2 protein-coding genes are annotated in these 960 nt (G+C 59.9%); one reads left to right on the top strand and one right to left on the bottom strand.

Translation table 11 applies throughout. From position 1 onward, the window contains the following. The coding region (locus tag CW742_RS15055; protein ID WP_292421819.1) for a site-2 protease family protein at positions 1 to 566 on the top strand (566 nt) is incomplete at its 5' end. Between the two features lie 122 nt (positions 567 to 688). Here CW742_RS15055 and CW742_RS15050 read toward each other — a convergent pair. Next, complete coding sequence (locus CW742_RS15050; RefSeq protein ID WP_292421816.1) at positions 689 to 889, bottom strand: hypothetical protein; 201 nt, start codon at positions 887 to 889, stop codon at positions 689 to 691. Positions 890 to 960 lie beyond the last annotated feature (71 nt).

Here is a 960-nt window from a genome sequence, read left to right as displayed (position 1 = left end):
CCGGTGTCCTGGACGCGACCCTGCCCGGGGACACCATCCCGCTCGTGGTCGAGAGCGGGGGCGTACGGAGCGAGCACCTGCTGACGCTTGCTGCATGGCCGGAGGAGATGAGCGCAAAGACGAGCGGGTACATGGGCGTGAGTTACTACGATGCCCCGCTCATCAAGGAGCAGTTCGGGCTCCTCTCAAGCCCCGTTGGGATCATCATTCTGCTCGCTATCCCTATCTGGACGATTATGGAGCCGGCAACCTGGGGGCACTTCAGCCTTTTTACCATCGAGAGTGTCGATGCGGTGATGTGGCAGGTGCCGTTCGACGGGTTCTGGTTCGTCATCCAGATCCTCTTCTGGTGCGGGTGGTTCAACTTCGTGGTCGGGACCTTCAACGCCCTGCCCCTCATCCCGCTGGACGGGGGCTATATCCTCAAGGAAGGGATGGACCGGCTCATGGAACGCCGGGGCTGGCTCCAGTACTCGGGATACGTGGTCAGCGCCATCAGTTACATCATCCTTATCATCCTGCTCTCGGTCATTGTGCTCCCGCTGCTGTTCGATGCGCTCCGGTAAGACCCGGTTTTATCTTTTTTGTGCCAATGGATACTGGCGCGTGCTTCAGGATCGTGCGGCATCTCCGGATAATCGCCATGGTCTGCCGGGGCTGTACAGGACCTGTGTTTCTCTCCCGTTTGTTACGGGAACGCGGGTCTCAAGGTATCCATAAACCGCTCAGGATAGTTCAGGAACAAAAGGGCCGGGCTGCGCGTTTCGATGAGCCGGTAGAGCGGAAAGATGAACCCGGCATCGCAGCACCTCGCCCGTGCCGCGTCCCTCCTGCGCAGGGGCGGGACTTTCCTGTATGTCCGGTTCTGCAGGATTTTTCCATCTGCCATCTCGTACTACGCGGCCCCCCCGCCGGCTACGTATTTTGTATAATTGCTCTCGCACCGGTCCGAGCGGATGG

It is taken from the genome of Methanoregula sp. (assembly GCF_002835825.1).
Classification (GTDB): Archaea; Halobacteriota; Methanomicrobia; order Methanomicrobiales; family Methanospirillaceae; genus Methanoregula.
This window is presented reverse-complemented; position numbering and strand designations above follow the sequence as displayed.

What these genes read in the sequence shown, in the direction of transcription:
- CW742_RS15050 (WP_292421816.1), bottom strand. Translation starts at nt 889, where the DNA reads ATGGCAGATGGAAAAATCCTGCAGAACCGGACATACAGGAAAGTCCCG.